The sequence below is a fragment of the Ancylobacter pratisalsi genome (assembly GCF_010669125.1).
GTDB lineage: Bacteria > Pseudomonadota > Alphaproteobacteria > Rhizobiales > Xanthobacteraceae > Ancylobacter > Ancylobacter pratisalsi.
In genome coordinates this window covers 33941-58043 of the sequence record NZ_CP048631.1, presented here as the reverse complement: position 1 = coordinate 58043, position 24103 = coordinate 33941, and the positions used below count along the sequence as shown (strand labels likewise).

Genomic DNA, 24103 nt, shown 5'->3' with positions numbered 1-24103 from the left:
TGTCCACAGAACCGGCAGCAGGCCACTTCGAGCCTATCTGCTGCAGACCCATGAGATGCTGTTCGACGCGCATAACCACGCCTTCCGGGTGCTGGGCGGCGTGCCGCAGCGGGGCATCTACGACAATATGAGGACGGCGGTCGATAAGGTCGGGCGCGGTAAGCAGCGCCAGGTCAATATCCGCTTCGCGGCCATGGTGAGCCACTTCCTGTTCGCGGCCGAGTTCTGCAATCCTGCCTCAGGCTGGGAGAAGGGACAGATCGAGAAGAACGTACAGGATGCCCGCCATCGGCTCTGGCAGCCGACGCCGAACGTATCTTCTCTGGAGGTTCTGAACGACTGGCTGGAGATGCGATGCCGGGAGTGGTGGTCGCAGACCGGGCACGGTTCGCAGCCCGGCACGATCGCCGAGGTATGGGCTGAGGAGGTGCGGCACCTGATGGCGATGCCGCGTCCCTTCGACGGCTTTGTCGAACATGCCAAGCGGGTCTCTCCAACCTGCCTGGTGCATCTGGAGCGCAATCGCTACAGCGTGCCGGCCTCGTTCGCCAACCGGCCGGTCAGCCTTCGCGTCTATCCCGACCGCATCGTCGTGGTCGCGGAAGGGCAAGCCGTTTGCGAGCATCGCCGGGTCTTTGCACGCTCTCACGGCCGTCCAACCCAGACCGTGTACGACTGGCGGCACTATCTCACCGTGGTACAGCGCAAACCCGGTGCCCTGCGCAATGGCGCTCCCTTCGCGCAGATGCCACCAGCCTTCCGATCCCTGCAGCAGCATCTGCTCAAGACACCGGGTGGCGACCGCGAGATGGTGGAGATCCTGTCGCTGGTTCTCCAGCATGATGAGCAGGTGGTGCTCACAGCCGTCGAGATGGCGCTCAAGGCCGGCGTGCCGACCAAGACCCACATTCTCAATCTGCTGCACCGCCTGATCGATGGCACCGCGCTATTAACGCCGACCGTGGACCCTCCTTCTGCTCTCACTTTGACCACTGAGCCGCAAGCCAACGTCGAACGCTACGACGTCTTGCGGCGGACCAAGGAGGCGCGCCATGCGTCATAACCCGGCCAGTGGCGCCATCGTCATCATGTTGCGCAGCCTCAAGATGCACGGCATGGCGCAAGCGGTCAGTGAACTGACCGAACAGGGCGCGCCGGCCTTCGAGGCCGTCGTGCCGATCCTGTCGCAACTGCTGAAGGCAGAGGCCGCCGAGCGCGAGGTCCGATCGAGGGCCAATCAGCTCAAAACGGCGCGCTTCCCGGCCTACCGCGACCTCAACGGCTTCGACTTCGCCAGCAGCGAGGTCAATGAGGCGCTCGTGCGCCAGCTCCATCGCTGCGAGTTCATGGAAGGTGCTCATAACGTCGTTCTGGTGGGAGGCCCTGGCACCGGAAAAACCCACATCGCAACGGCGCTTGGGGTTCAGGCTATCGAGCATCACCACAAGCGGGTCCGCTTCTTCTCCACAGTCGAGCTGGTCAATGCCCTCGAACAGGAGAAGGCCCAGGGAAAAGCCGGGCAGATCGCCACTCGGCTGTCTCACTGCGATCTCGTCATTCTGGATGAGCTGGGCTACCTGCCGTTCAGCACCTCAGGCGGCGCCTTGCTGTTCCACCTGCTGAGCAAGCTCTATGAGCGTACCAGCGTGATCATCACCACCAATCTCAGCTTCTCGGAATGGGCCAGCGTCTTCGGCGATCCAAAAATGACCACGGCGCTGCTCGATCGCCTGACGCATCACTGCCACATCCTGGAGACCGGCAATGACAGCTTCCGCTTCCGGAACTCCTCGGCAAAGCCACCTAAAACCACAAAGGAAAAGTCGAAGAACTTGACCGTCACCTGACAAACCGACGACCATCAGGGAGGGTCTTCTCAGTGGAAATCCAGGGTCACTTCTCCCCGGAAATCAACAGACTCGAGGAAGCATGATCAATTTGGCAGGGTTTTTGGGGCCAGATCCGAGGCTGGCGGGAGACCGCCCAAAACCGGTCGTAGTCGGCAGCTCGAAAACACATTCTATTCGGCAGCGGTTTTTGGGCGCATTTGCTAGCTTTCCAGTTATCTCAAAGCGGACGCCATAATCGGCTGCTTAAAGTCAAAAGCGGAGCTAATCATTCTCCGTCAGGACCGGCGCCCCGAGATCCAAAGTGCTGTCCTCCATTTCGTCGCTCCCCTCCTCCGCAGTGTCCCGCGCCAAGGGAAAGTCCCCCGCCAGCAGCCGGTCCCGGCTCAGCAGCCCGGCGTCTTCAAGCGCTTCCATGTCGGGCAGATCGCGCAGCGTGTTCAGCCCAAAATGCGTGAGGAACGCCTTGGTAGTCACATAGGTGTAGGGCGCGCCCGGGGTTGGGCTGCGCGGACCGGCCGCGATAAACCCAAACCGGCGCAGTATGCCGATGACATCGCGGCTGATCTCCTTGCCAAAAAACTGACCCAACTCCCCGCGGGTGATCGGCTGGTAGAAGCCAATGCACATCAGCACCAGGGAGTCCGATTTCGACAGCGACGGGGTCTGCGTGCCCAGGCCGGTGGCGGTGCGGATCGCGTCGGCAAAACCCTTCTTGGTGCGGTGCTGCCAGCCGCCGGCAACCGCGACAAGCTCGTAGGGCCGACCCACCAGCTCAGCACGGATATCGTCGAGGAGAAGATCGAGATTGCACTCCCGTCCGACCACGCACGCCAGCCTCTCGCGACCGACCGGCTCCGGAGAGGCAAAAATCACCGCCTCGACCCGGCCCATCCATTCGCGCCAGCGCAGCTCGGGCGGCAGCTCGGCCAGCTCGAGGTCCAGACCTTCCTGGGTTGGTTTGCGCCGTGCCATGACGTCAGAGCCCGTAGAGTTTGAAGGCGGAGCGACCGGAGAGCTCGCGCACCGCATCCAGGGCTACGAGACGCTCGAACAGCCGGCGCGCCCCCCAGCGGGTCAAATGCGCGGTCTGCAGCGTGCCCGGCACCGCATCCTCGTCGAGCAACAGTCTTATCGCCTCCCCGGCCCCCTTGGCGCGCAGTTTGGGCACGGCGCCCTCAAGCCGGGCGGCGCGCGGCGCGATGTCGGCGGCCAGCCGGCAGGCCTCGGCTGCCGCCTGCGCTAGAGCTACACACACTCCGCGTTCAAAACCTTCTTCGCCTGGGCGAATGCGCCTGCTGCGACCGCCCTCCTCCCGAAAAGCGCTGCTGCGCGCCTGGCTCACCAAGAGCGGCACCGGCAGCGGCCAGCGCAGCTTCAGCGCCACGACCTGATCGGCAAGCCACCAGCCGAGCAGTTCGGCGTCCGGGCGGATCGCCATCACCTCAATGACCATAGCGGCGGCGGCGATTGGTGCTGGCTCGCTGGAGCGGCCGAGCGCGGCGACCCGCTCCATCAGCGGCTCGAGCTCGTCGCCCCCGTGAATTCCCATCCAGCCAACGGTCGATTTGAGAGAGGCGCTGTCGATCCCGGGCGAACGGCTGGCCAGCCGCTTCCAGGCCTCGAAAACTCGACCGGCGGGCCCGGGATCGCCATTCACGGGGCGCAAATACCAGGCATCGCGCAACGCCGCCTCATCCTCGGTGCGACCGACAATGGAGACCGCCGTCGCGGCACATTTCAGGGCCAGCCGTTGACGCCAAGCGCCGGCCCAAAGCGGGGCGATCCGCACCAGATTATCCAATGAATTCAATGCTGCGCCGGCGATGAAGGCGGCTTCCACATCGCTGGAGACACGGCCGCGTGGCTGCGCCCAACCCGGCACAGCGGGCAGCGAGGGAACGGCAGGGAGAGCGCGATTGGCGGCCGGAATCATCGCAGCAGCGTAGCCGATCTGTGCGGTTTATGCGATAAATTTAGTCAATAAACGCACACCCTGTCGTTCGCAGAGAATGAACGATAATGTTGCATTATCGGTCATTTCACTCTTTATATAGAGACGGGTGAGGTAGCGGGCCGAAATCGCCCCTCTTGGATGGGAATGGGTGGCGTTGACGGTGGCGAACCGCCCCTTATATAGCTAGACAGTCTAGCTAGGAGCTTGCGCGATGGAATGGCCGCTGCAGGATGCCAAGAACCAGTTCTCCCGCGTGGTGCAGAAAGCACGCACTGAGGGACCGCAGATTGTCACCCTGCGCGGCGAGCGCGCGGCGGTGGTGCTCTCCGCCGCCGATTACGACACGCTGCGTGCCGGCCGGCCGAGCCTGGTCGATGATCTGCTGTCCGGCCCCGCCTGGGACGCGGACCTCGCCGAGGCTGTTGAGCGGCGCGCCAGCGCTCCGAGCCGCGACGTCGCGCTCTGATGTATCTGGTCGATACCAACGTCATCTCGGAAGCCCGGCGCGGCTCACGGCCGGCGATAGCCTGGTTGCGCGGCATCGATCCGCTCAGCGTCCATCTCAGCACCCTGACCCTCGGCGAGATCATGCGCGGCATTGCGCTGAAGCAGAAGGCCGATCCCAAGACGGCCGGTCACCTCGCGGAATGGCTGCGCAAGCTCCGCCACGATCATGCCGACCGCATTCTTCCCGTCACCGATCCGATTTCGGTCGAGTGGGGGCGGATTGCCGCCCTCCGGCCGCGCGGTGACATTGACGGGCTTATCGCCGCGACCGCCATCGTTCACGACCTCATCCTCGTTACCCGCAATGTGAAGGATTTCGAAGACACCGGCGCCTCCTTCATCAACCCCTGGGATGCCGATTGATGAATGACGCGGAGGGACCGTTCACGGAGGCGAAGGATCAGCTGCCCGACCGCCCCCTCCCCTCGCCCGTTGTGCAGCCGTCATCTGCCCTGCCCGCTCATCTCGAACGACTTACCGATCGTGCGCGGGACTATGTCGAGGCGGCGAGTTCAGCGAACACGCGCCGCGCCTATGCCAGCGATTGGGCGCATTTTTCCGGATGGTGCCGACGCCACGGCCTCGATCCGCTGCCCCCCTCCCCTCAGCTCGTCGGGCTCTACATCACCGCATGCGCCTCGGGCACGGCTCTCCCCGGCGGCAAGAAGAGTTCCGTCGCGACTATCGAGCGGCGGCTCTCGGCCATCGGCTGGAACTACGCCCAGCGCGGCACGCCGCTCGACCGCAAGGACCGGCATATCGCCACCGTGCTCGCCGGCATCCGCAACACCCATGCCACCCCGCCCCGGCAGAAGGAGGCGGTGCTTCCCGAAGACCTGCGCGCCATGCTGGAGACCCTGGAACGCGGAACCCTGCGCGGCCTGCGCGACCGCGCCATGCTGCTGATCGGTTTCGCCGGCGGCCTGCGCCGCTCCGAAATCGTCGGGCTGGACTGCGGCCGCGACCAGACGCCGGATGGGCGCGGCTGGATCGAGATCCTCGACAAGGGGATGGTGGTGACGTTGCGTGGAAAAACCGGCTGGCGCGAGGTGGAAATCGGGCGCGGCTCCTCGGATGCCACCTGTCCGGTCACGGCGCTGCAGACCTGGCTGAAGCTGGCGCGCATCGGCCATGGCCCGCTGTTCCGGCGCGTGACCGGCCGCGGCACGGATGTCGGCACTGAACGGCTCAACGACCGCGAGATCGCCCGGCTGGTCAAGCGCGCGGCGCTGGCCGCCGGTGTGCGCGGCGACCTCACCGAAGGCGAGCGGGAGATGAAATTCTCCGGTCACTCGTTGCGCGCCGGGCTCGCCTCCTCGGCCGAAGTCGACGAGCGGTATGTGCAACGCCAACTCGGCCACACCTCCGCCGAAATGACCCGCCGCTATCAGCGCCGCCGCGACCGGTTCCGCGTGAACCTCACACAGGCCGCGGGACTGTAGCGGGAAGGCGCTTCCCTGCCGTATCAGGGCAAGGATGGCAGCTCCTGGAAGGGATCGGCGACGCGAACGCCCAGGGGCTGGAAGTGACGCACATTCCGCGTCAGCACCGTAAAGCCGTGAACCTCAGCCGTTGCGGCGATGGCGATATCCTCAAAGCCGGGCTCATGCCCGCGCGCCCGATCAAAGATGAGTCCGGCCGCACGGGCACATCTCAGATCGAAGGGCAGCAGTTTTTCGGCATAGAGGTGTTCGAGGCTTTGCCACCACTCTGCCAACTGGCGAGCCTTTGTCGTTGCTCCATCCCGCTCGGCCTTGGCGATTCCTCTGCCCACCTCGGCGGCGGAAATGACGGAGAGGAACAGATGCGGACTGGCCTCGTCCAGCCAAGCGATGATCTCCGGCACCACGGCACGCTTTGACGGCGCCAGTGCGGAGATGACGTTGGTGTCGACCAGAAACATCAGAAATCGACAACGGCCCGGGCAGGGCTGGCGCCTCGCGGGGGGATATCGCCCTCATCCCCGGGGAAGGAGGCCAGCAGCCTGCCGAAACTCGGAACATTCGCCAGCTTTTCATAGTCCTCGAATGAGAGGACAACCGCCTGCTTGCGGCCGTGCCGTGTGATGATCGCAGGATGGCCCTTCACGGCCTCGTCAATCACCGCCGACAGGCTCGCCTTCGCGTCCTTGAGCTGAATCTCCCGCACGGCCACCTCCCATATGACTACAGTGGTCATATAATCCGAGCCACATCGGGCGACAAGATGCTCCCACCTCGTCACGCCCGTTTCTTCTCACCTTTCCGCTTTCCGATCAGCGCCATGAGCATGGGTCCGATGGAAAAGGCGCCGGCTTCCGCTTTTCGCGTGAGATCGCGGATATAGCCGCCGGCGCTGTTGATCGCCGTGCCGCGCTGGAGAATGGCGGCGACGACCACGGCGGCCTGCACCTCACCCATCGCCGCTTGCGCCTCCTCCCAGGCGCTGGGGCTGATCCCGAGCATTGGCCGGACTACGGCGACGGTCGCCATGAAGTCCCGCCAGTTGGAAATCCCGCTCCGGGCATAGTCGATAATATCGGGGCAGGCATCGAGGATCATGCCGAGGGGGTACGCGCCTTCTGGCTGACGCGACGGTTCCGTTTTCAACTCAGTCCCCGCCCCCCTGCTTTCTCGAAAGCGAGGTTCAAGATCAATAGGGGAATCTGGATTTGAATTCTGTTTGTGGCGCTCAGTTTGAGACTCATTGCCGCTCGAAACTGACGTTTTCACGTGTGCTTCCAGCAGGGTAAGGATCTCCTCCGCCAGCAGTGTCAGGTCCTCGGCGATCGGCTCCAGCGCCTGCCGAATGGCGTTGCGCGGAATCCGCTCGACAATGGCCCGGTAGAGGCCATGGATCTCCATCCAGTCGGCCGGCCCCTGCGCGCGCGTGGGGACGCCCTCCGCCATGCCAGTGGCGATCATCTTAGCGATGTCCCGCCGGCACAGGGTGATGCGCTCGCGCACCAGCTTGAGCGCCCGCTCTTCGGCCCTCACCTCCTTGGCCCAGGCTTCGAACTCATCGGCTCGCGCCACCAGCGGCGACAGATCGAAGCCGAAGGCCAGCTCGACCTCGCCGCCCCGGTCCTTACGGGCATAGCGCTTGCCGTTCGGGCTATCGCGCCGCACGATCAGCCCGGCATCAACCAGCACCGCGAGATGCCGGCGCAGCGTCGCCGGCGCCATGCCATGCGCCCGCAGCGACAATTGCTGGTTCGAGGGGAAGACGATGAGGTCCTCGCCGGTCAGCGCGGTCTCCGGGTGAAACGACAGCAGCGCGTCAAGCACCGCCAGCGCCCGTTCGGACACGCCGATGCGCGCTTTCGCGGTGCAGATCGCCCGGAACACGTTCCATTTGTGCACCGCCTTGTCGAGCGGGCGCGCCTTCGCCACGGCCTGGCTCGCCACATGGGCAAGCGAGAGTGATCGCCGCCCAAAGGGCGTCGTCGTGATATGCGTCTGCATCTTCCTTCACCTTGATCTGGGCAAAGAAAAACGCTCGCCGAAACGGCGCGAAGGCCTCACGGGAGGCTTGACGGTGATTTCTGGAAGTGCGATTCTCAAACTCGCCAAAGATCGAGAAGGGCTTCCGGAATTCGTTTCGGGGGCCTTTTTCTTTGCGGCTACAGCCTGCGGGCCTTACCGGCTAATCGTCATTCATCAACGCTCCTTTCCTGCGTATAGAGGTCGTAAAGATCGGGCAGCTTTCGCAGCACAAAGTCAGCGAAAGCCTCGTTCCGCTGCCGATCGATCTGTAGGCGCACGATTCTCTTCGATCGCACCAATGTTGCGAGCTCGGTTCCATCCCGGCTGCGGACAGTCTGTTCCTGCGTTGCGGGTGCCAGCGGAGCCGGGGTCTTGTGCAAACCGTAGATCGTATCAAACCGTTCGCCGGTCGATTGCGTCCGAAAATCCGGCCGTGCGATAAGCTCCCGCGCCCTTTCCACCAGCACCGCGTCCTGAAGGAGCTCCGCCAGTGACTGCCAGCGGCCGCGGCCGACCTTGGGTGCCCGCCCGATTGCTGCGACCAGATCGGCTGGAATCGCCTTCGCCACAGCAATGAGTTTGGAGGCCTCGGCCCGATCGATCGTCAAGGCGGACTGCACCACTGTCCGCTGGAAACCGGCACCTTCCAGCCTGAGCGCAAACAGCGCACGCTCGATGAAACTGAGATCCTCGCGCGCCGAGTTCTCAATGCCCTGCGAGACGACCAGGTCCTCATCGGTCAGCGGCCGGACATAGGCTTTGACCTGCACTCCGAGATCGCGAACGGCGCGCACCCGGCGATGTCCATAGGCGCTCTGGTAGCGTCCCGGTAAAGAGGGATGGGGGCGAACCAGAATGGGGATTTCTTGCCCGCGCTCAGCAATGGAACGCTTCAGCTCCTCGAAGGAGGATTCGTCCTGATCCTGGATGCGATCAGTAAAAGGCGATGGGTCCACGAGAGTGGGATCAAGCTCGACCACGATAGCGCCATTCGACAGCTGTTCGCGCAACGCCTGGTAATCGCGCTCGACATCGGTGAAGGTTTCCTTCAGCGAACGAACCGCGCCGGCGGTCACGCGGGGCAGGGAGGGCTTGTTGTCAGCTGACAACTCGCCCTCGCCGCGCCCGGCGAACATAGAACGAATGGATTGGGTGCGCTTGCTCATCTCGCCTCTCTCATCGCCACGTGGCCCGGCCCGCTGTGCGAGGACGGTCCGACGGCGGGCACGCGTCTGGCAACCAATCCGGCCGCATAAGCACTCGACTACTTACGATGCGTCCGTTGTCCGCAGACAACAAAGGCAGGCGAACAAGCGGTTCGGTTGAGGGTAGGGGGGCTCGCTCCGTCACGGCACCCGCCCCCAGACACGCGCGATCTGCTCGATGACCTCTCGGTTCACCGCATTGACCGATTCCATCGCCCGATCATAGACCGAGCGCCCCACGGACCCACGCGACAGCTCGTAAAGCGACTGCTTGGTCAATCCGGCATTCGCGATGGCCGTCGACTTCCAAGCCGTCGCCGCCAGCACGTCGGCACCGAAAATATCGCGCAGCAGCCCGACAATTTCCTGTTCCGGCACATCCCTGGGATCATGCCGGGTGATCAGGAACTTCATGAAGTCGAACTCCAGCGCCCCACCAGCCTCCTCGATGACCGTCAGCAGATCGGAGGTCATAAGTAGGAACTGGCTCATGGACGCGACATCGACCATCTGCGGGTGAACCGTGACGATCATTCCGGTCGCAGCATTCAACGCTCCCATGGTGAGGAAGCCGAGCTGGGGCGGGCAGTCGATCACCACCACGTCGAAATCCGCCTCCACCTGCCCGATGGCCGCCGCCACCCGGCGGAAGAACAGATCCTCGGCAGCACCGCGATTATTCAGCATGTGGCGCGGCGTCTGATGCTCGAACTCCATAAGCTCAAGATTGCCCGGCACGATGCTGATTCCGGAGAAATAGGATGGGCGCACAACGTCCTTCATCGGCACGCGCAGCTCGTCGTATCGAATGGCGCCGTAAAGCGTCGCGTTTTCCGGAATATCGAATTCGGGCTGATAGCCGAACATGGAAGAGAGGGAGGCCTGCGGATCAAGATCAATCGCCAGGACCCGAAAGCCCTGCAGGGCGAGTCCCTGCGCGAGATAAAGCGAGGTCGTTGTCTTGGCCGAACCGCCCTTGAAATTTGCGACCGTGAGCACTTGAAGCTTGTCACCGGGCCGCCGGCGCGGCCAGAATTTCAGGCTCTCTTTCGGTCGGCTGGAGGCCAGATAGGCGCGAAGTTCATTGATTTGAGTCAGCGTATAGGAACGCCTGCCACTCGAGCCAATATCAGGAGCAGGTCCCAGGCCGTCCAGCGACAATTGTCGAAGATAGCCATCCGACACTCCGACAATCTCCGCCACCTCGCCCGAGGTGAACGAACGTAGCGACTTCTCTGCGGACGGCGGAAAGGCAAGCTCTCCGACGGCACGCAGACGGGCCGACAAAGCCTCCGCACGTTGGGAAATCCAAGCGGCGGTAGACCCATTCTGAAACCCGAGCCTCACAGGAGTCGCCATATCTTCGTGCTCAAGACGGTTTTAGAGCGTCAGACGCGCCCTTTCCGTCTCAAGATAACGCATGATTCTGACCCTTCGGCAAGGAGATATGGGTTAATGAATGGTTAATCATGACCACCGGCGAGCCCAGGTGCCGTGCGTGATATTAGCCCTATTTTCCTTTATTCATAACGTCTTGCTAAACACGACGAAGGGGCCCCTCTTGGTTTCTAAACCCCTTTGATTAACCGTGGTAGCCAGCGGTGCATTGCATCTTCCGACCTGCCCTTATGGCGCAGAGCTCACCCCCGCCGCAGCGCACCTATGCACGAGCGCGACGGGGACTAGTGCGCGGCAGTGCCTCAGTCGTGGCGTGTACTCAGGAGTTGGGGCTTCCGGCAAAGCAGGAGCGGTTCAGTTCAGCTGCTAAACTTGGGGATCGCCAGATTCACGCCCACGCATTTCCGCCCGCGCAAGCACGGCGTCGAGATCGGCGAAGACGCCAGCCGAGCGCCATAGACGACGATTACCGAGCACGTAGAGGGCTTCCTTGGCCCGCGTAACCGCGACATTGAGCAGGTTCGGCTCCCGTCCGGCCCAGCCGCGGGCTCCGGTCTGGTCGGCATTGGGAGCGCCGAGCACGAAGATCACCGCCTCGGCCTCGCGGCCCTGCACTGTGTGAATGGTGCCGACCCGTTCATAGGCCCAGCTATCGAGTGAAGGAATGCCTGCCGCCAGCGCCGCGCTTTCACGGATTGCCCGGCGCAGCCCGTCGGCGACCTGGACGAAGGGCGTCACCACATAGAGGTCCGGCGTGAGGCCGGCAGCCACAATGTGTTCGATCATATCGACCGCCGCGCGGCCTTCCTCCGGGCACCATTTGTCGGTGCCGGAACCCGAGATGTCGATCCAGCGTGAGGGGCCGAGAAGATCGCGGATGGGGGAGGGAGCCGCCGCCTTCGCCGCCACCATCAGATTCTCATAGGCGATGCGGTTGGCAATGCCGAACATCGGCTCGGCGCAGCGCCGGTGGACCAAAAGCGGCACGCCCACGGTGCGGCTGCCGGTTCGCGCCGGGAACTCGGCGCACCAGCCGGTCGCGTCGTCGGCCAGGGTCTGCACGGAGGCGGCCGGGGCTGCGAAGCGCCCGGCATCGATACCGAAGCTCCGGCAGATCGCGGTCGTAAGCCGCTCCGGCAAGAGTACTACCGGAGGCACCTGGATCGGATCGCCCACCACGATGGCGCGCCCGGCACGCATCAGTGCGCCGACTGCCTGCTGCGGCGACGCCTGACCAGCTTCGTCCACCAGCAGCCAGCCGAGCGCGGCGGGGGGCAGACGGCCGAGCATGGTGCCGACCGAGGCAAAAGTGGTGGAAAGCGCCGGTACCACCAGGAACAAGCTCGCCCAGAGATCCGGGATCAATGCATCCTTCGCCGGATCACCGAGGCTCTTGCCGTCGAGCGCCTGCAACATGGCGCCGAGATTGTGCCGCAGGGGCTTCGCCGCAGCGTCGATGAAGGCGTGATGCAGGTCGAGTGCCGCTTCGAACAAGGCGTCACGAAGCCGGTGCTCCTCGGCTGCGAACCATGGCGCGGACGCCTGAATCTGCTTGCGGCCGCCCTCGAAAAAGGTCGCGTCGACAATGGTGCCCCGAAGAGCGCTACGGTCGCGCTTGAGCTCGTCCGCCAGCGGGGACAGGGCGGATACCATCTCGGCCGCGCGCCGTTCGGCACCAAAGCCGAGCCATGGCGAGCCGGCGAACATCCGCGCTGTTCCGGAAGACACCACGTTGGCTGCTGCGGCCTCCTTCGCGGCGGATGCCAGTGCCATCGACAGCGGTAGATGCGCGGCCTTCCAGTCACGGAACCGGCGGAGCCCAAAAAGCCGCTGGATCAGTCCCGGACGCCTCGGCCCATGAGCCTGTACGGCCTCAAAAGCCTGTTCGAGAACTGGAAAGATGCGGTTGCGACAGCGGAAGTGTTCAAGCTTCTCACGCACCGCCGACAGTTCTTTCTCAAGCGTGCGGTAGGCGGTCCGCGCCGCCTGCCAGCGCCGGAGCGCCTCGCGCCGGTCACGCGGCGGGTCGAGTGCGGAGACGATGCGCGGCGGCCGCTTGCCGCCATCGGGAAGATCGATTTCGGGATTGCGGCCGTCCAGCGCCTTGAAATAGCTGAAGAGACCAGTTTCTTCGTTCCACCAGAAGCGATCCTTGAAGGCGGCACGGTTACCCGCATTACCCAGCACCGCGGCGATCGCGCCCCAGCTCTCCGCTTCTAGAAGGCCGTCGGCCATCGGCTTGAAATAGCGCAGGCTCGTGGCGTCCCCGGAGATGGCGCCGAGGGCCGGTAGCTCGCCGCTGACATTCTCAACCGCCTTGTTGTTGGAAGAGGCGACGATCATCTCGAAGCCGCGCAGGCGCGGATCGGGCCGGTAGAGATGAATCCATGCTCCACCAAGATTGAGCTTCAGCCCGGTGGTCGCAAAGGCGTCCTCAGGATCATTGAAGCCGGCCATGACGCCTGCGCGAGCCGTCACCAGCGCCGCAACGACATCACGCAGCAGCGTGGTCTTGCCAGTGCCGGGCGGCCCGTTCACTGCTAGGACTTCGCCTGGTTTCTGCGACGTGGCGAGGTTGACGGCTGCCTGCTGCATCAGCACCAACGGGTGACGTCCGGGACCCGGCCAGCGCCCGAGAGGAAAGCGCGACGGCGCGACGGCATCCTCGATTGCAGCGTCGTCAGTGAGCAGGTCACGGCGGCTTGCTGGCGGAAGAAGTCCGACGAAGCGTTTCAGCGTATCGGGTGCGGTGCCTGAGGCAAACAGGCTGACCGCCTTGCCGAGATCCTTCAGGTAGAAACTGTTCAGCAGCAACGCTTCAGGCGGATCGTTGGAGCGGAACGGAACGGTGCTGCGCACCGCAAAGGCGGGCGGCTTCAGCAGAGATCGATCAAGGTCGAAGCGCGCGACCAGCCAGTCATAGGCACTCTGGATTGCCGCAAGGTCCAGCGGGATCGCCTTGCCGTCCTTGCCCTCGCGGTACAGACGTTCATGCAGCGCAGTATGAAGTGGCTCCTCTTCCTGCGACCAGCGCCCGAGCGCGGCGGGATTTTCCCTAAGCGCAAGCGGCAGGCCCCAGCCGAAGCTCGACGCAACCGCGCAGGCCTCGGGAATGGGGCGTCCCTCGCGGTCGACGATGACGACCGCAAGCGGCGTCTCGCCGCGCGCCTGCGGCCGTTCCGCCCGCGTGTCGGCGAAACGCTGGAGAAGCTGATCAGTGGCCGGAGGCATCAGGATCGAGCCAAGCACAATCTGGAAATAGAGCCGTGCCCCCGGCGGCCCCTTCGCCGCGCCATCCGCCCATGGCAGGCCGCGGTCGAACCGCGCGATGCGGCGCATATCCCCGCCCCCAAGATCGGCTGGCGTGCGAAAGGTGGAAGGCGAGAGCACCTCCATCACGGTCCAGGCGCGCAGGATGTCCTGCGGGTCGTTGGTGATTGTCTCACGCTCGGGCATTGGCGTGGGCGGCTGACGTTGGGGCAGCAGATCGGCCTGAGGCGAAGAGGGCGCATCGGCCCGGCGACCCGAAGTTGGCGATGGTGTACCGGACGCCAACTGCCTTTCCAGGCGCTGTTGCAACGTGGCAGCCCGCGCCGTGCTGCGATGCTTCAGCTCGGCAAGAACGGTTTCATTGATCGCACGATGCTCAGGCCCGTCTTTAACCAAAGCTTCCAGTTCGGCGATGCCGAGCTGGATGTAGGGGCGGCTACGGATATTCATCGGGCAAACGCAAACGGGGGCTGACAGCTTTCAGGATCATCACATGGGAGAATAGGCGATCCTGCCGACGTTGGGGAAACCTAAATTTGTAGAGCGCGCGGGTCGAATCCGCCGATTTCACGCTGCCATTCCCCAAAGCGAGGAGATGGCGCCCGACTTCTCGAACACCACCGCCTCGCTGAAGGTGATGTGCTTCAGCGCGATCAGTTCCGGCTCCATGTTGATTGACAGGCCCCTCGCTCCGCCCTCGATCGGCGCCAGTTCCTGCAGCTGCGCCTGCGCCCGCGCCCGCGCCCGCGCCTGCTCGACCACGCGCGCGGAACAGCGCCACCTTACATGGGAAGCGGCGATAGATGGTGTCCTTGCTAGCCCCGCAGAGCACGGCAACCTGATCGATCGAGGTGCCGGCGAAGCCACCGGAGGCGGTGCCTCACCGCGATATTTGCTGACGCCACTGGGCGGGTGCGTCGAACGTACCGGCCCAGAGACCCCGCCGTGCAATCTGAGCGTCGCGTTGTTCCACCGAATATCTCCCACCGCTGTATCGGACGTAATCGATTGCCCAACCGGCCCGGACCATTTCGTGATTAAGGGAGATGCCGGCCGCCGTGTCGCACTCGGCGACCAGCCTCTGATAGGAGTCAACGTCCAGGGGTCGGCAAACGACATTTCCGCCGCGGCCGACTAACTGCGAAAGAAACGCGGTCGCTCGACTCCCACAAGGGTAGCGGCGACCCTGCTCGTTGAAACAGGGCTGAGTGCTTTCCGGCGCATCAATGCCGAACAGCCGGATCCTCGCATGTTGCCCCGCGATCGCTAGCGTATCGCCGTCGATCACCGTCGCGCGGCCCATGATTTCGCGTGGCATAGCCGTCGGGGCGGGCGTCGCCGCCTTCTTTCCCGCTCGAGTTGCCGTTCCGGACCAATCATACTGAGCAACTACCAAGAGACCAGCAACGAAGAGCATAGTCAGTTGGAGCGGCCTCATGGTCCGCCTTATCCGCCAGAAGAGCTTCATTCCTTGGTCCCGGGCTTGGGAGCGTAGGCCAATCCGGCCTCATCGATCACGCCGTTCGGAGCGAGGCGGCCCTGCACCACGGCAAACCGATCCTCGCGCATCGGTCCATCGGAGATGACAGACTTGAGGCAGCGACGGAATGTCTTGCCGGCGATGCGAACATGTAGCTCGATGCCCCCGCTCGATCGGAGACGAAGCGTCACGTCGGGCTGATGAGAAGGCTCGGGCACGTAAAGTTCGAGGGGTAAGCGGGTCACGGGAACATGAATCGATATCTTGGGATGCCCGACCTCAATGGGCCTCGTCACAACCGCAGACGCGAGAAACGGTGGACTCAACTTTTGTGGATGGACCTTCGGAAGACGTCCATCGTTCGGAACAAACCGCTGTCGTCCTTGCATTAATTGGCCTCTCCGAGCGTATTCTTAGCCATCGCAAAGAGGCTTCGCGAAATGAAGAGCTCGCCCTTGGCTCCCCGCTGCACAAGCCCGCGCAGGTAGGCGCCAGCGTTCTTGACGTCACCATTGAAAGCGCGCTGCACCGTCACGGCCAAAGCGGCGATCGCGAGATCCGCGCCGAGCTGCGATTTAGCTTCCTCCCAGACCTGGGGGTTGATGTAGGCCATGCGGCAAAGCGGCTGGCTGGCGGCGCGGAGGCTGGACCATGACGCGAACATGGCTGGCAGCGTGTCTGCCAGGTCGGGGCACGCCTGCTTCACAAGCGGCAGCGAGATATTGAGAATGTCGCTGTCAGCGGCCTTGCGCGCGGCTTTTCGGTCTTGCTCGCCCCCGCAGCCGCCGCAAGGCTTTTTCTGGAAAGCCTCTTCGCCGAAGGCGCTCGTATGTGCGTGTCGGTCGTTAGACCGACTCTGATTAGTTCTACTTTCTACGATGTCACTAGGGGCTGTATCTTGTATGTGGCGCTCATCTTGCGCTGCATTGGCGTCCAAAATCTTTGTTTTAACGAAGGCTGCCAACTGGTCGCTGATCGTCGTGTGGACAAGCTGAAGATCGTCGGCAACAGCGTCGATGATCTCTCGGCAGGCCCCGCGCGGCAGGCGCGCGAGGATGCTCTGATAGGCCGCCTGATGTCCGGGCCAGTCGGCGGGCACACCCTCCCGCACGCCGGTCTCGATCATCTTGGTGATGTCGCGTCTGAGCAACGACAGCCGCTCTTTCGAGCGGCGCAGGGCTCTCTTTTCAGCCTGGACGGTCTGGGCGAGCCCTAGCAATTCCTCGGCGCGCGCCACGATGGGCGAGAGGTCGAACCCGAACGCCTGCTCGATCTGCCCGTCCTGGCCTTTCCGCGCGAACCGTTTGCCGTTGGGACTGTCGCGCCGGATGATAAGCCCACAATCAACAAGCACGGCAATGTGCCGCCGCAGCGTCGACGTCGGCATGCCGTTAGCCCGCGACGCGAGGTGGTCGTTTGAAGGCCAGACGATGTGTTCGCTGTCACCCGACAAGGCTGTTTCCGGATGGAAGGAAAGCAGGGCGTGAAGGATCGCGAGGGAGCGATCCGTAGCACCGACCAACTCTCTGGCCTCTCGTATGGCCTTGAAGATCTGCCATTTGTGAACAATGGCGTCGGGTTTCGCCGATTGGGCGACGAGCTGGGAGGCGATGTGCCCTAGGTCCAGGCGTCGTTGGCCGAAGGGTGTAACGGACATCTGCGATGCCATCAGCGATCGCTCCCGCCTGGTGCGGCTGGCGCCGCTGGAGACGCGAGGTGGCCGCCGCCGACCTGTCCGGTCACGTCGATGGCATCTAAGCCATGGGTATGATTTGACACCGTTTTCTCCTGAAAACGGCAAAAAGGGTTCGTCGCCGGGAAGGGCGTTTTCGCTTGACATCAATTCAAGTCCCGGCGAAACTAAACCCGTAAATTGCTGGGGTTTTGGTTCAGTTCGCGCAGGCGAGAGCTATTCCCTGAGACCGAAAGGCTTCGATGTTGATCGCATCGGAGCCTTTTCCTTTTTGTCCGTCCGCTTCTCCTGGGTTGCAGATGCGATCGAACGCCAACTCTTTGGGTTGGTCGGCGATTCGAGCGCTTGGCGCGCAACACTAAGCGGGATCCGGAACCCGGGGCAATCATTTATTGCATGCATATACGTTCTATATGGCGGCAGAGACGTGTGACATATACGCCTCATATGCAGCTCTTTTAGCAGCCGCTACAGGGACAGCGCCTTGTCCGCAAGCGCGTAGACAAAGACGCGACCTCGACCTCCATCATGCGTTTCTGTCGAGTGCGTCAGCAAACCGCGATCTTCCAACGACTTAAAGAGCTCTACGATAACCTGTCTTGGCGCTTTGAGGCGCTCCTTAAGCTTTGAAACAGTGATTTTCTCGCCGTTTAAATGCATCATGTAGATGTAAGACATTATGCCCGCTTGCTTCAAGCGATGGCTCGCCGTCTCTCCCTCGCGCTCATCCTCGACGATGCAGTCCATCAACTTGGCAACGAAGATCAGTGTTTTAAGCGGGGTATCGGCCGCATAGGGGCTTGGCATGGCATTCTCCGCTGCCTAATATAAGCTGCAAATAGGTCGATGAAAGGCAGAACTCTGCCTTAATGGCTGGGCTTCGCGGGTGATCGCCCCGAAAGCCCGCGGCTTTTCACGGGGGCGCCAAGTCCATGAAGACGGCTGGGTTGAGCGAGGAGAATGGCGTGCCTAACAGCGGATGGGGCCATCCGGCACAATCTCTGGGTGGTGTTTGCACTGGCCAGTTTAGTTTTGCGGGCATGAGCAAAGAGCAGGAATCATCGAGAGCGGGTGGAGAGCTTCGCGAGGAAAGCGGGCGGAGAAGTGTCACCGTCGGCTTTACTACAACGTTTGTGGGGTGCGCCCTAGCCGCCACCACTTTTTTTGGCGCTCCAGCGGCAGCGAGCGATTGGGGCTGCCAGGTATTGCTGTGCATTTCCAACCCGGGCGGGCCCATGCAATACGCGGCATGCGTTCCGCCCATCACCCAGCTTTACGACGTTCTGCGGTCCGGGGGGAGCTTCCCGACCTGCACCGGCGTGGGCTTCTCATCCTCCATGCCGCGATTCGAGCCCTATCGGTGCGCGGACGGGTCCGTGTTGACGCGGATCGAAGGCGAGACGGGCTCTGACAGCCTGACCTGCCGCTCGGTCGCGCGCCAGGAAGTCGGGCTTGAGAAGTGCAGGGGTAGCGATGCGAGCGAAACCGCCCGGCTGGTTCACAGCGGCGGCAAAGCGGTCTGCCTGGATTACACGCACACCCGCCCCGAGGTGCGCGAACAGCCGCATTATGTCGATGTGACCATTGACGGTCTGACCCAGCGGATCTGGTTCTGATGCCCGGCGCCTTTTTGGCTGTCGCGGAGAACTGCGCGCCGATGGTGGAGCCGGCGGCGCTGGCCGCCATCGTGCGGCTTGAAAGCGGCTTCAATCCGCTGGCGATCAGGGTGCACAGCGACGCGGCCCTCAAGGGACAGCCGGCGACGAAGCAGGCGGCGGTCGCTGCCGCAAACGATCTGTTGGCGAAGCGTGCCGAGTTCGGCCTTGGTCTCGGCGGTCTGAGTGTCGAGATCGGCCGCAAGCACGGATTAAGCCTCAAAGAGATGTTCGATCCGTGCAGGAACCTCGCCGTCACGGGGCACTTGCTGGCGGGCTACCTCAGGGCATCTGCGACGCCCGACGCGGGGGACGGCGCATTCGGCGCCGCCTTCGCCCGGTATTTCGGGCAGGGGGATGAGGAAGCCGGATACCTCGCGGGCTACGACCAGCGAGCGCTGTCGGCGATGGCGGAGCTGCGCCCTGTCCTGCCTGAGCTGCCCCTGACTATCGGCCCTTCTGCGGTCGCCGCCGAACACGAGGCGTCCGAGGAGGCGCCGCCCGCGACCGGCACGCGGTCGGCCGCTCCCCCCCAATCTGCGCCGCCGTGGGACGTCTACGGCAACTCCAGCGGCAGCCGATCACACCTTCTTATCTTCACCCCGTGACATCACCCGATGATGCAAGCTGGAGCAATCCGATGACGAAGCATGCGAATGACGCGACGAACAATGGGCTCGTGTCGCGTTCGCGCCGCCACAGTGCCGTTCTGATGATGGGCCTGACCCTGGCGCTGGTGGGGGCGGAACCGGCCTTCGCGCAGGCTACGGGTATTCAGACGGCCCTCGAAAGCCTGATCGACATGATTACCGGCGGCGTCGGCAAGGCGCTGGCGGTTCTGGCGATCATGGGTGTGGGCATTGGCTGGATGTTCAACGTGATCCAGCTGCGCACGGCGGGCTTCGTCGTGATCGGCATCGCCATCGTGTTCTCGGCCGCCACCATCGCGTCGATGCTGGGGGCTGGCTGATGTCGAAGGCCGCCGGCGAGCCTGCGCTTGAAGAGGAAATGCTGTTTCTCGCCTGCACGCGCCCGGCGGTCTTTGCTGGCGCGCCGATGGAGACGTTGCCCGTCAACTCCGCTATCGGCCTGCTTACCGGCTTCATCCTGCTCGACAATTTTATTGTCGGCGTCGCGATCACGGCAAGCCTGCATATGGTCTGCCGGGAGATTGTGAAGCGCGACCCGAACCGCTTCCGCCTCATCGGCGCGTGGCTGTTCACATCCCTTCGGTGCCTCAACCGGGATTATTGGGGCGGCTCCAGCGTGACGCCGCTCCAGACAATCCGTCACTACGACGAGCGCGATTATGGCCTCTGACAACGCTGCTCTCCGGGCACGGGAGATCGAACCCGAGAGCCGTATCCCGCATGTGCGGCACGTCGACGAGCATGTCATCGCGCTCGCCGGCGGCGCGCTCATGACCATGATCGCCGTGGAAGGCATCTCTTTCGAGACGGCCGGCGTCGACATCATCAATGCGCGCTATCGCGGCCTGGACACGATGCTGCGCAACATCGCGGATGATCGGCTCGCGGTATGGAGCCATGTGGTTCGGCGACGCGAGACGACCTATCCGGCCGGCTCCTTCGATCAGGCGTTCGCGGCGGGCCTCGACGCGCGCTACCGCGCGCGCATGGTCGGCCAGGAGCTGTACCGGAATGACCTGTTCATTTCGCTGGTCTGGACGAGCGATCCGTCGTCGCTCGCGAAGATGGCGGGTCTTGCACGGCGCGCCCGCAAGGGCGGCGTCGAGGTCAATCCCGAGGCGCTGAAGCATCTGACGGATGCGCGCCAGACGATGATGGGGTTGTTGGCCGACTTCCGGCCTCGGCTGCTCGGCCTCTATGAGGCGGATGGGCTGATGTGGTCCGAGCCGTCCGAGGTGCTGCACCAGCTGGTCGGCGGCCGGCGTGAGCGGGTGCCGCTCACGATGGGACCAATCTATTCGGCGATCTATACCGATCGGGTCATTTTCGGCCGGGAGACGGCGCAAATCCGGCATGAGGCCGGGGATCGCGTCGCCGGGGCGCTGTCGCTCAAGGAATACCCCTCGCGCACCCGTCCCGGCATGCTGGATGGCCTGCTGGCGTTGCAGTGTGAATTCATCCTCACGCAGTCCTTCGCCTTTCGGTCGAAGGGCGACGCCCTGGCGCTGTTCACGCGCAAGCAGAACATGATGACGGCCGGCGGCGACAAGGCTGTCTCGCAGATCGACGACCTGGTCGACGCGGCCGATGACGTGCAGGCCAATCGCATCGTCATGGGCGAGCATCATCTGTCGCTGATGGTGTTCGCGGGCGATGTGAAAACGCTCGGGGAGCATCTGTCGAAAGCGCGGGCAGAGCTGGCGAATGGCGGCGCCGTCGTGGCCCGCGAGGACATCGCCCTGGAGGCGGTGTTCTGGGGGCAGCTGCCGGGCAACTTCTCGATGCGCCCGCGCTCGGGGGCGATTTCGTCCCGTAACTTCGCGGCGCTATGCCCGCTGCACTCCTATCCGATAGGGCAGGCGGAAGGGAACTATTGGGGTCCGGCGGTCGCCATGTTGAAGACGGCATCGGGCGCGCCGTTCTATTTCAACTTCCACTACGAACAGCTCGGCTCGACGTTCATCTGCGGCCCGTCCGGGTCGGGCAAGACCGCCCTGATGAACTTCCTGCTGACGCAGATCACCAAGCATGCGCCGCAGGTCGTGCTGTTCGACAAGGATCGCGGCGCGGACCTGTTCGTGCGCGCGATGGGCGGCACCTATCTGCCGCTGCAGAATGGTCGCCCGACCGGCTTTTCGCCGCTGAAGGGGCTGGAGCTGACCGAGGCGAACAAGGTGTTCCTGTCGCGCTGGATCGAGCGCCTGGTGCACGGCGGCCGGCCGATCACCACGAATGAGCAGCGCGCCATTGAGCAGGCCATTGCGGCGCTGGGCCAGCTTGACCGGCGGGACCGCTCCATCGGGGCGCTGATCCAGTTTCTCGACACCACGGACCCGGAGGGCGTGGCCTCGCGCCTGCGCCGCTGGGCCGCCGGCGGCGCGCTGGGATGGGTGTTCGACAATGACGGCGATGCCATCGGCGAAGGCGCGCAATTCCTCGGCTATGACATGACGGACTTCCTCGACAATGAGGAAATCCGGATGCCGCTGATGTTCTACCTGTTCCATCGGGTCGAACAGATGATCGACGGCCGGCGGATCGTCGTTGTGATCGACGAGTTCTGGAAGGCGCTCGCGGATGAGGGCTTCCGGGACTTCGTGCAGAACAAGCTCAAGACCATTCGGAAGCAGAACGGTCTGATGGTGTTCGCCACGCAAAGCCCGCGCGACGCGATATCGAGCCCGATCGCCCACACCGTGATCGAGCAATGCGGCACGCAGATATTCCTGCCGAATGAGAAGGGGCAGCACGCCGATTATGTCGGCGGGTTCCGGCTCACCGAGCGGGAATACGAGCTGATCTCACGCGACCTTCAGAAGGCGTCCCGGCGCTTCATCGTCAAGCAGGGTCATGGAAGCGTGGTGGCCGAACTGAACCTCGCGGGCTTCGACGACGAAATGTCGATCCTCTCCGGCACGACGGCGGGCGTCGATGACCTTGAACAGATCCGCAAGGAAGTGGGCGACGATCCGTCCCGCTGGCTTCCGCTCTTCTACAGCCGTCGTCGCGGCGCTTAATCTGGAGTCCTGGCATGTCTCGGCTGCGCCTTGCCTTTATCATCTCCACCTTCCTGTCGGGCTCCCTTGCGGTTAGCGCGCAGGGCATTCCGGTCCTCGACACGACCGCGATCGCCAAGCAGGTCGAACAGATCGCCCAGCTGAAAAGCCAGCTCGACACGCTCAAGGAGCAACTGGCGCAGGGCCAGGCGCTGTTCGATTCGATGAACGGCGTCACGAATATGAGCAATGTCGCGAGTCTGTTGAACGATCCGGAGATCCGCAACGCCCTTCCTGGGAATTTCTCGGATGTGGAAGGGCTTCTGCAGGGCAATGGCTCGGGCGCTTTCGGGTCTTCGGCCCAGCGCCATCTGGATAGCAATTCGAGCTACCAGACCAATGCCAATGACTTCTATGCGCAGGAGCTGGCCAAGGTCCAGAAGCAGAATGCCGGCCAGCTGTCGCTTGGCGAACAGATGTACGAGGCCGCGACGAAGCGCGTCGATGGCCTGGAAGAGCTGCGCAAACAGATCTCCAAATCGTCTGACGCCAAGGAAGTCGCGGCTCTCTCGGCCCGCATCCAGAGCGAAAGCGCTCTTCTCCAGACCGATACGCTGCGCATGCAGGCGCTGAAGATGGTGCAGGACGCTCAAATCAAGGTAGACGAACAGCGTGCGCGTGAGAACTGGCGGCAGAAGCTGGACAGTATGGAGAAGTCGTTGAAATGAAGAAGTTGCTGATAGCTACCGTCGCCTGCCTCGGCCTGGCCGCCTGTAACGGCAACGAGGAAAAGGTCTATACGGTCGATGAGCTTGTGAACGACCCGGCCACACTAGAACGTATCTACAAAGAGTGCGGCAATGACCCGGGCCGGCTTTCCGAGACGCCCAACTGCAAGAATGTTGCACAGGCGCGATGGAAGAGCCGGCTGAACAATATGTCGAAATCTCTTCAGTAGGGCTGCGGTGCGGGAGCACGGCTGAAACGGGAACGGGGCGCCGGCATGGCTGGTTACACGACATTCGAGAGCATCGAGGACAGTTTCACGGCGCCCCTGGAGAGCTTCATCTCCTCGGGCTCGTCGAATATCGCGTCCGCGATAGTCGGCCCCCTGTCTCTGGCGGTTACACTCTATGTGATCATCACCGGCGTCCTGATGATGCTGGGAAAAATCGACACGCCGATCCGGGAGATTTCCCTTCGGGTGATCAAGCTGGGCATCATCATCGCCCTCATCAAGGAGAGTGGGACGTACCAGCAGTTCGTCACCGACATTTTCTTTGAGAGCCTGCCGAATGAAATCTCGTCCGCTCTAGCGACCGGCAGCGCCATTAGTGGATCGAGCCTCGACGGCCTGATGACCCAGATTCAGCTGACCGCCACGAAGATCATGGCGGCGGCGGGCTGGGATTATACGATCGTCACCTATGGCATGGCGGCCCTCGCTTTGATCATCATCGCACTGATCACACTCGCGGTGTCGTTCGTGGTGACGCTGTACGCCAAGATCGCGCTGACGCTGGTTCTGGCTCTCGGTCCGATCTTCATCGCCTGCGCACTTTTCGATTCGACCCGCCGGATGACGGAGGCGTGGTTCGCTCAGGTCATCAACTACGTCGTGCTGCAGGTGCTGGTGCTGGCGCTCGGTTCGCTGCTCGTCGATATCCTGGATTCGCAGGTCAGCTCGGCCGGGAGCTTCACCGACGTGTTGATGATCCCGCTGTCGCTCGGCGCCACCTTCGTGGCGGCCGGCTACATTCTGTACCAGCTGCCGCAGCTTGCGGCCTCTCTCGCCGGCGGCGGGATGTCCCTGGCCTATGGCACGCTGGCGAAGAACGATGCGCGGGGAAGCGCCGTAGCGCAAAGCGCGCGGTATCTGGCCGGCAAGATGCGCGGCGGCTCGAAGGGCACATAGTAACGCCCGGACAAATCACACGAATTTTGAGCCGGCCGCGAGGCCGGACGCCACCCTTACGCTTTG

Annotated in this window: 25 protein-coding genes and 1 pseudogene; 13 read left to right on the top strand and 13 right to left on the bottom strand. The window is 63.3% G+C overall.

Annotated elements, in window-relative coordinates; translation table 11 throughout:
• Positions 1-28: 28 nt before the first annotated feature.
• Both istA and istB read left to right on the top strand, forming a co-directional pair.
• Positions 29-1063, top strand: a pseudogene (gene istA, locus G3A50_RS21805) (IS21 family transposase); the annotation flags it as partial.
• Positions 1053-1847 carry an IS21-like element helper ATPase IstB gene (istB, locus tag G3A50_RS21800; protein ID WP_163078133.1) on the top strand — a complete coding sequence of 265 codons (795 nt, stop codon included), beginning with the start codon at positions 1053-1055 and terminating at the stop codon, positions 1845-1847. The pseudogene istA and the gene istB, both read left to right, overlap by 11 nt.
• 264 nt (positions 1848-2111) lie before the next feature.
• Here istB and scpB read toward each other — a convergent pair whose 3' ends face one another.
• Both scpB and G3A50_RS21790 read right to left on the bottom strand, forming a co-directional pair.
• Positions 2112-2822 carry an SMC-Scp complex subunit ScpB gene (gene scpB / locus G3A50_RS21795; RefSeq protein ID WP_163078130.1) on the bottom strand — a complete coding sequence of 237 codons (711 nt, stop codon included), beginning with the start codon at positions 2820-2822 and terminating at the stop codon, positions 2112-2114.
• Between the two features lie 4 nt (positions 2823-2826).
• Entirely contained in the window at positions 2827-3783 is a 957-nt protein-coding gene (locus tag G3A50_RS21790) for a DUF1403 family protein (RefSeq protein ID WP_163078127.1), read from the bottom strand.
• Positions 3784-4015: 232 nt separating this feature from the next.
• Here G3A50_RS21790 and G3A50_RS21785 point away from each other — a divergent pair, with 232 nt between their 5' ends.
• The 3 genes from G3A50_RS21785 to G3A50_RS21775 are packed head-to-tail and all read left to right on the top strand — an operon-like array spanning position 4016 to position 5753.
• Positions 4016-4270 (top strand): type II toxin-antitoxin system Phd/YefM family antitoxin, encoded by a 255-nt coding sequence (locus tag G3A50_RS21785; RefSeq protein ID WP_163078124.1) that lies wholly within the window; start codon positions 4016-4018, stop codon positions 4268-4270.
• The gene (locus tag G3A50_RS21780) at positions 4270-4674 is read left to right on the top strand and encodes a type II toxin-antitoxin system VapC family toxin (protein WP_163078121.1); all 405 of its coding nucleotides are present in this window, start codon (positions 4270-4272) and stop codon (positions 4672-4674) included. Before G3A50_RS21785 ends, G3A50_RS21780 begins: the two co-directional genes overlap by 1 nt.
• Complete coding sequence (locus G3A50_RS21775) at positions 4674-5753, top strand: site-specific integrase (protein WP_163078117.1); 1080 nt, start codon at positions 4674-4676, stop codon at positions 5751-5753. Before G3A50_RS21780 ends, G3A50_RS21775 begins: the two co-directional genes overlap by 1 nt.
• A gap of 23 nt (positions 5754-5776) precedes the next feature.
• On the opposite strand, the gene G3A50_RS21770 is transcribed toward G3A50_RS21775, so the two are convergent.
• The 11 genes from G3A50_RS21770 to G3A50_RS21720 form a co-directional block, all read right to left on the bottom strand.
• Entirely contained in the window at positions 5777-6214 is a 438-nt protein-coding gene (locus G3A50_RS21770; protein WP_163078114.1) for a type II toxin-antitoxin system VapC family toxin, read from the bottom strand.
• A complete protein-coding gene (locus tag G3A50_RS21765) occupies positions 6214-6459 on the bottom strand; it encodes a type II toxin-antitoxin system Phd/YefM family antitoxin (protein ID WP_163078111.1) in 246 nt (81 codons plus the stop codon). The genes G3A50_RS21770 and G3A50_RS21765 overlap by 1 nt, the downstream gene beginning before the upstream one ends.
• A 71-nt stretch (positions 6460-6530) precedes the next feature.
• Positions 6531-7754 (bottom strand): plasmid replication protein RepC, encoded by a 1224-nt coding sequence (gene repC, locus G3A50_RS21760; RefSeq protein ID WP_163078108.1) that lies wholly within the window; start codon positions 7752-7754, stop codon positions 6531-6533.
• A gap of 188 nt (positions 7755-7942) precedes the next feature.
• Entirely contained in the window at positions 7943-8941 is a 999-nt protein-coding gene (gene repB / locus G3A50_RS21755; RefSeq protein ID WP_163078106.1) for a plasmid partitioning protein RepB, read from the bottom strand.
• A gap of 180 nt (positions 8942-9121) precedes the next feature.
• Positions 9122-10339, bottom strand: a complete 1218-nt coding sequence (repA, locus tag G3A50_RS21750; protein ID WP_163078103.1) for a plasmid partitioning protein RepA — start codon at positions 10337-10339, stop codon at positions 9122-9124.
• A 405-nt stretch (positions 10340-10744) separates the two neighbouring features.
• Positions 10745-14098 carry a DEAD/DEAH box helicase gene (locus G3A50_RS21745; protein ID WP_163078100.1) on the bottom strand — a complete coding sequence of 1118 codons (3354 nt, stop codon included), beginning with the start codon at positions 14096-14098 and terminating at the stop codon, positions 10745-10747.
• A 117-nt stretch (positions 14099-14215) separates the two neighbouring features.
• Complete coding sequence (locus tag G3A50_RS21740) at positions 14216-14410, bottom strand: hypothetical protein (RefSeq protein WP_246252649.1); 195 nt, start codon at positions 14408-14410, stop codon at positions 14216-14218.
• 118 nt (positions 14411-14528) lie between these two features.
• The gene (locus tag G3A50_RS23030) at positions 14529-14951 is read right to left on the bottom strand and encodes a thermonuclease family protein (protein WP_425483497.1); all 423 of its coding nucleotides are present in this window, start codon (positions 14949-14951) and stop codon (positions 14529-14531) included.
• 161 nt (positions 14952-15112) lie between these two features.
• Positions 15113-15373 carry a hypothetical protein gene (locus G3A50_RS21730; protein ID WP_163078094.1) on the bottom strand — a complete coding sequence of 87 codons (261 nt, stop codon included), beginning with the start codon at positions 15371-15373 and terminating at the stop codon, positions 15113-15115.
• Between the two features lie 143 nt (positions 15374-15516).
• The gene (gene repC / locus G3A50_RS21725; protein WP_163078091.1) at positions 15517-16797 is read right to left on the bottom strand and encodes a plasmid replication protein RepC; all 1281 of its coding nucleotides are present in this window, start codon (positions 16795-16797) and stop codon (positions 15517-15519) included.
• 492 nt (positions 16798-17289) lie between these two features.
• On the bottom strand, positions 17290-17628 hold the full coding sequence (locus tag G3A50_RS21720; RefSeq protein ID WP_131837300.1) for a MarR family transcriptional regulator: 339 nt from the start codon (positions 17626-17628) through the stop codon (positions 17290-17292).
• 125 nt (positions 17629-17753) lie between these two features.
• Between G3A50_RS21720 and G3A50_RS22475 the strand changes: the two genes are divergently transcribed.
• From G3A50_RS22475 to G3A50_RS21680, 8 genes are read left to right on the top strand one after another with little or no spacing between them, the layout of a single operon-like run.
• Positions 17754-18437 carry a hypothetical protein gene (locus G3A50_RS22475; protein ID WP_210255340.1) on the top strand — a complete coding sequence of 228 codons (684 nt, stop codon included), beginning with the start codon at positions 17754-17756 and terminating at the stop codon, positions 18435-18437.
• Positions 18437-19084 (top strand): lysozyme family protein, encoded by a 648-nt coding sequence (locus G3A50_RS21710; protein ID WP_163078088.1) that lies wholly within the window; start codon positions 18437-18439, stop codon positions 19082-19084. The genes G3A50_RS22475 and G3A50_RS21710 overlap by 1 nt, the downstream gene beginning before the upstream one ends.
• Positions 19085-19116: 32 nt before the next feature.
• Positions 19117-19446, top strand: coding sequence for a TrbC/VirB2 family protein (locus G3A50_RS21705; protein WP_126278327.1), 330 nt, complete (start codon positions 19117-19119; stop codon positions 19444-19446).
• Positions 19446-19796, top strand: coding sequence for a VirB3 family type IV secretion system protein (locus G3A50_RS21700; protein ID WP_163078084.1), 351 nt, complete (start codon positions 19446-19448; stop codon positions 19794-19796). Before G3A50_RS21705 ends, G3A50_RS21700 begins: the two co-directional genes overlap by 1 nt.
• Positions 19786-22143, top strand: coding sequence for a VirB4 family type IV secretion/conjugal transfer ATPase (locus G3A50_RS21695; protein ID WP_163078082.1), 2358 nt, complete (start codon positions 19786-19788; stop codon positions 22141-22143). Before G3A50_RS21700 ends, G3A50_RS21695 begins: the two co-directional genes overlap by 11 nt.
• A gap of 14 nt (positions 22144-22157) precedes the next feature.
• The gene (virB5, locus tag G3A50_RS21690; protein WP_163078079.1) at positions 22158-22850 is read left to right on the top strand and encodes a P-type DNA transfer protein VirB5; all 693 of its coding nucleotides are present in this window, start codon (positions 22158-22160) and stop codon (positions 22848-22850) included.
• Complete coding sequence (locus G3A50_RS21685; RefSeq protein WP_126278331.1) at positions 22847-23080, top strand: EexN family lipoprotein; 234 nt, start codon at positions 22847-22849, stop codon at positions 23078-23080. Before virB5 ends, G3A50_RS21685 begins: the two co-directional genes overlap by 4 nt.
• Before the next feature lie 45 nt (positions 23081-23125).
• Positions 23126-24037, top strand: coding sequence for a TrbL/VirB6 family protein (locus tag G3A50_RS21680; RefSeq protein ID WP_163078076.1), 912 nt, complete (start codon positions 23126-23128; stop codon positions 24035-24037).
• The last annotated feature ends 66 nt before the right edge of the window (positions 24038-24103 follow it).

Coding starts and splice junctions, on each gene's coding strand:
- repB (WP_163078106.1), bottom strand. CDS start 8,941: ATGAGCAAGCGCACCCAATCCATTCGTTCTATGTTCGCCGGGCGCGGC.
- virB5 (WP_163078079.1), top strand. CDS start 22,158: ATGTCTCGGCTGCGCCTTGCCTTTATCATCTCCACCTTCCTGTCGGGC.
- repC (WP_163078091.1), bottom strand. CDS start 16,797: ATGGCATCGCAGATGTCCGTTACACCCTTCGGCCAACGACGCCTGGAC.
- G3A50_RS21720 (WP_131837300.1), bottom strand. CDS start 17,628: ATGCCAAGCCCCTATGCGGCCGATACCCCGCTTAAAACACTGATCTTC.
- G3A50_RS21705 (WP_126278327.1), top strand. CDS start 19,117: ATGACGAAGCATGCGAATGACGCGACGAACAATGGGCTCGTGTCGCGT.
- G3A50_RS21790 (WP_163078127.1), bottom strand. CDS start 3,783: ATGATTCCGGCCGCCAATCGCGCTCTCCCTGCCGTTCCCTCGCTGCCC.
- G3A50_RS21710 (WP_163078088.1), top strand. CDS start 18,437: ATGCCCGGCGCCTTTTTGGCTGTCGCGGAGAACTGCGCGCCGATGGTG.
- G3A50_RS21700 (WP_163078084.1), top strand. CDS start 19,446: ATGTCGAAGGCCGCCGGCGAGCCTGCGCTTGAAGAGGAAATGCTGTTT.
- G3A50_RS23030 (WP_425483497.1), bottom strand. CDS start 14,951: ATGGGCCGCGCGACGGTGATCGACGGCGATACGCTAGCGATCGCGGGG.
- G3A50_RS21785 (WP_163078124.1), top strand. CDS start 4,016: ATGGAATGGCCGCTGCAGGATGCCAAGAACCAGTTCTCCCGCGTGGTG.
- G3A50_RS21680 (WP_163078076.1), top strand. CDS start 23,126: ATGGCTGGTTACACGACATTCGAGAGCATCGAGGACAGTTTCACGGCG.
- G3A50_RS21695 (WP_163078082.1), top strand. CDS start 19,786: ATGGCCTCTGACAACGCTGCTCTCCGGGCACGGGAGATCGAACCCGAG.
- G3A50_RS21775 (WP_163078117.1), top strand. CDS start 4,674: ATGAATGACGCGGAGGGACCGTTCACGGAGGCGAAGGATCAGCTGCCC.
- istB (WP_163078133.1), top strand. CDS start 1,053: ATGCGTCATAACCCGGCCAGTGGCGCCATCGTCATCATGTTGCGCAGC.
- G3A50_RS21780 (WP_163078121.1), top strand. CDS start 4,270: ATGTATCTGGTCGATACCAACGTCATCTCGGAAGCCCGGCGCGGCTCA.
- repA (WP_163078103.1), bottom strand. CDS start 10,339: ATGGCGACTCCTGTGAGGCTCGGGTTTCAGAATGGGTCTACCGCCGCT.
- repC (WP_163078108.1), bottom strand. CDS start 7,754: ATGCAGACGCATATCACGACGACGCCCTTTGGGCGGCGATCACTCTCG.
- G3A50_RS21685 (WP_126278331.1), top strand. CDS start 22,847: ATGAAGAAGTTGCTGATAGCTACCGTCGCCTGCCTCGGCCTGGCCGCC.
- G3A50_RS21770 (WP_163078114.1), bottom strand. CDS start 6,214: ATGTTTCTGGTCGACACCAACGTCATCTCCGCACTGGCGCCGTCAAAG.
- G3A50_RS22475 (WP_210255340.1), top strand. CDS start 17,754: ATGAAGACGGCTGGGTTGAGCGAGGAGAATGGCGTGCCTAACAGCGGA.
- scpB (WP_163078130.1), bottom strand. CDS start 2,822: ATGGCACGGCGCAAACCAACCCAGGAAGGTCTGGACCTCGAGCTGGCC.
- G3A50_RS21745 (WP_163078100.1), bottom strand. CDS start 14,098: ATGAATATCCGTAGCCGCCCCTACATCCAGCTCGGCATCGCCGAACTG.